Source organism: Streptomyces alkaliphilus (genome assembly GCF_014141535.1).
GTDB classification, from domain to species: Bacteria; Actinomycetota; Actinomycetes; order Streptomycetales; family Streptomycetaceae; genus Streptomyces; species Streptomyces alkaliphilus.
Window position 1 is genome coordinate 1 of record NZ_VKHT01000619.1, and the last position, 3,125, is coordinate 3,125.

At 73.6% G+C, this 3,125-nt stretch carries 1 protein-coding gene and 1 pseudogene; one reads left to right on the forward strand and one right to left on the reverse strand.

Annotation, left to right across the window (positions count from 1 at the left end):
* Nucleotides 1-605: pseudogene (locus tag FNQ90_RS17545) on the forward strand (hypothetical protein); the annotation flags it as partial.
* Between the two features lie 136 nt (nt 606-741).
* Here the strand turns inward: FNQ90_RS17545 and lysS are convergent.
* On the reverse strand, nt 742-2,568 hold the full coding sequence (gene lysS, locus FNQ90_RS17550; RefSeq protein WP_182607253.1) for a lysine--tRNA ligase: 1,827 nt from the start codon (nt 2,566-2,568) through the stop codon (nt 742-744).
* Nucleotides 2,569-3,125: the final 557 nt, after the last annotated feature.

A 3,125-nucleotide genomic window follows, 5' to 3' on the forward strand; every position in this document is an offset into this window, starting at 1 on the left:
CCCCCGCCTTTCACGACGACCCCGTCCCGGCACCCGCCGGGGAACCGGGGGGCGAGCCCGCCCCGGAACCGGCGCACACAGGCGGCCCCCGGCACGGCCGACGCGCCCCGCGTCCGGTGCACGCCGCCGAGGTCGCCCCACCGGTGGAGGCCCGGGTGACGGTGCCCGTGGGCCCCAACCGCAGCCGGGCACTGGGCCCCCTCGCCGCCCCGGCGGAGCCTTTCGACGCCGAGGAGCCCCGGGAACGGGTTGAACCCCGCGCCGAGGAACGGAGCCCCGCACCCGTCGCGGTCACGGCGCTCGTCGAACAGCCCCCGCCGCCGAACCCCTCCGGGCACCGCCCGGAGCCGGTGCCCGCGGAGGAGCAGGAGCGCCCCGTCGGCATCCCGGCGGGGATGACCCCCGATCAGGCGTTCTACGAGGCCTTCCGGAAGTACGCCAACGAGCGGAACGGCTTCCCCAACGCCCGTCAGCTCTCCCGCTACCTGCACGAGCAATCCAAGATCAGCAACACCGACGGAGGTCTGCTCACCGAGGGCTTCCTCCGCGCCTACCTGCCGGAGATGAAGCAGCGTTACCGCGCGGAGATGGGCATCGGCGTCTGACCGGGGACATCCCCGGCGCCCTGCGCCCCGCCGGGCCCCGGGCCCAAAACGGCCGGAGGGAACGCGCGAACGCGTCCCCTCCGGCCGGTCCGGCCCCGCCGCCGGCAGCCGGTGACGGACCGGCGCCGGCGCGGCGTCAGCCGCCGACCAGGGCGCGGACCCGGTCGGGCCCGGCGGCCAGCAGCAGCGTGGGCAGCCGGGGACCGGTGTCCCGGCCCACCAGCAGCCGGTACACCAGGACGAAGAACTCCCGCTGCGCGAGCTTCAGCTCCGGCGTCGGCTTGGCCTCGGGCTCCAGCCCGGCCATCACCTTGGGGATGCCGTACACCAAGGAGGTCAGCCCCTCGGGCGACCAGTGGGTGTCCAGGCCCTCCACCAGCAGCCGCAGTTCCTCGCGCCGCGCGTCGTCCAGACCGGCGAGGAGTTCCGCGTCCGGCTCGGTCCGCAGCCGGGTGCGCTGCTCGTCCGGGAGCCGGGTGGCGACCCAGCGGGCGGCGCGGTCCAGCCGGGGACGGACCTCGTCCGGATCGGTGATCGGCCGCTCGGGGTCCAGGTCCCGCAGGATGCGGGCGAGTTGCTCCTCGTGACCGGTGGTGATGTCCACCAGGGAGGCGAGGGTGCGGTAGGCGACCGGCCGGGGGGTGGCCGGCAGCTCACCGGCGGCCGTGGAGACCGCGCGGCGGTGGGCGGCGATGTCGCCGGGCTGGGCACGCCCCTCGTCGATCTTGCGACCCAGGGCGTCCCACTCGTCGTACAGGCGCTGGATCTCCTGGTCGAAGGCGACCTTGAAGGACTGGTTGGGCCGGCGCCGCGCGTACAGCCAGCGCAACAGCGGCACCTCCATGATCTCCAGGGCGTCGGCCGGGGTCGGCACCCCGCCCTTGGAGCTGGACATCTTCGCCATGCCGGTGATGCCGACGAAGGCGTACATCGGGCCGATGGGCTGCTCGCCGTCGAAGATCTCGGTGACCAGCTGCCCCCCGACCACCCAGGAGGAGCCGGGCGACTGGTGGTCCACACCGGAGGGCTCGAAGACGACGCCCTCGTACACCCAGCGCATCGGCCAGTCGACCTTCCAGACCAGCTTGCCGTGGTCGAAGGTGTTCAGGTTCACGCTCTCGCCGTGGCCGCAGGCGCAGGTGTAGGCGAGGTCGCGGGTGTCGTCGTCGTACGCGGTGACGGTGGTCAGGTCCCGGCCGCAGACGGTGCAGTACGGCTTGTAGGGGAAGTAGCCGGCCGCGCCCGAGCCGCCGTCGTCCTCCTCGGCGGCGCCGGAGCCCTCGACCGCCGCGAGTTCGGCGGCGTCGGCCGGGACCTGCTGCCCGGCGCCCTTGCCGCCCTTGGTCCCCTTGCCGCCCTTGGCACCGGCTCCGGCGCCGGGCTTGGTGCGGTAGCGGTCCAGCACGGCGTCGATGCGTCCGCGCTCGCGCATCGCGAAGGCGATCTGCTCCCGGTAGGCGCCGGAGGTGTACTGCGAGGTCTGGCTGATTCCCCGGTACTCCACGCCGAGTTCGGCGAGGGCGGCCTCCATGGGGGCCCGGAAGTGCTCGGCCCAGTTGGGGTGCGGGCTGCCGGGCGGGGCGGGGACGAAGGTCAGCGGCTTGCCGATGTGCTCCTCCCAGGAGGCGTCCACGCCGTCGATGCCGGCCGGGACCTTGCGGAACCGGTCGTAGTCGTCCCAGGAGATGATGTGCTCCACGGCAAGGCCGCGCCGGCGGATCTCGTCGGCGACCAGGTGGGGGGTCATGACCTCCCGGAGGTTGCCCAGGTGGATCGGCCCGGAAGGGCTGAGCCCGGAGGCGCAGACGATGGTTTTGCCGGGTGCGCGACGCTCCGCCTCGGCGATGACCTCGTCCGCGAATCGGGACACCCAGTCGGTCTCGGGGCTGCTGTCGGCCACGTCGGGCACTTCCTCACTCGTCTCACGGCCTGGTGGTGGGGGCGGCTCGCCGCCCCGGGGCATTCTTCCACCCGCCGGGCACCGCCCGGAAATCGCCGGACCGGTCCCGGATGGCCCGAACGCGCCGGCCTCCCGGGGATTCCGCACGGGCCCCGACCCCCGGAATCCGGGAAGCCACCGGGGCCCACCCGCGCGTCGCGTCCGGTCGGCCCGCTCCCCGCGGTCGGGATCGATTCGGCCCGTGGACGCTTCCGACGCTTCCCCCGGGATCGCCCGGAATCCGCCGGCGGTCCCGGGGGATTCCGGTGGATCGACCCGACCCCGCGTCAACTCCCTGTTTCCTTCTGTGACATCGGGATGTCGTTTCGGCACACCCCCTTGTCGGATTCCTGTTGTTCGGTAAACCTTTCCGCCGGAGCCCAACTTGACATGGCCACGGCTCCACGGTCGGTCGACCCCGTCGAACGACCCGCTCGGTCCACGCACCACCGATGAGGAGGACCCCTCGGATGGCAGTGTTGCGTACCACCCCCCACCGGCTGGGCACCGCGACGGCGACCGTGATCGCCGTCCTCGCGCTCGGCACGGGTATCGCACTCCCCGCCCACGCCGCCCCCGCT

What these genes read in the sequence shown, in the direction of transcription:
- lysS (WP_182607253.1), bottom strand. Translation starts at nt 2,568, where the DNA reads ATGCCCCGGGGCGGCGAGCCGCCCCCACCACCAGGCCGTGAGACGAGT.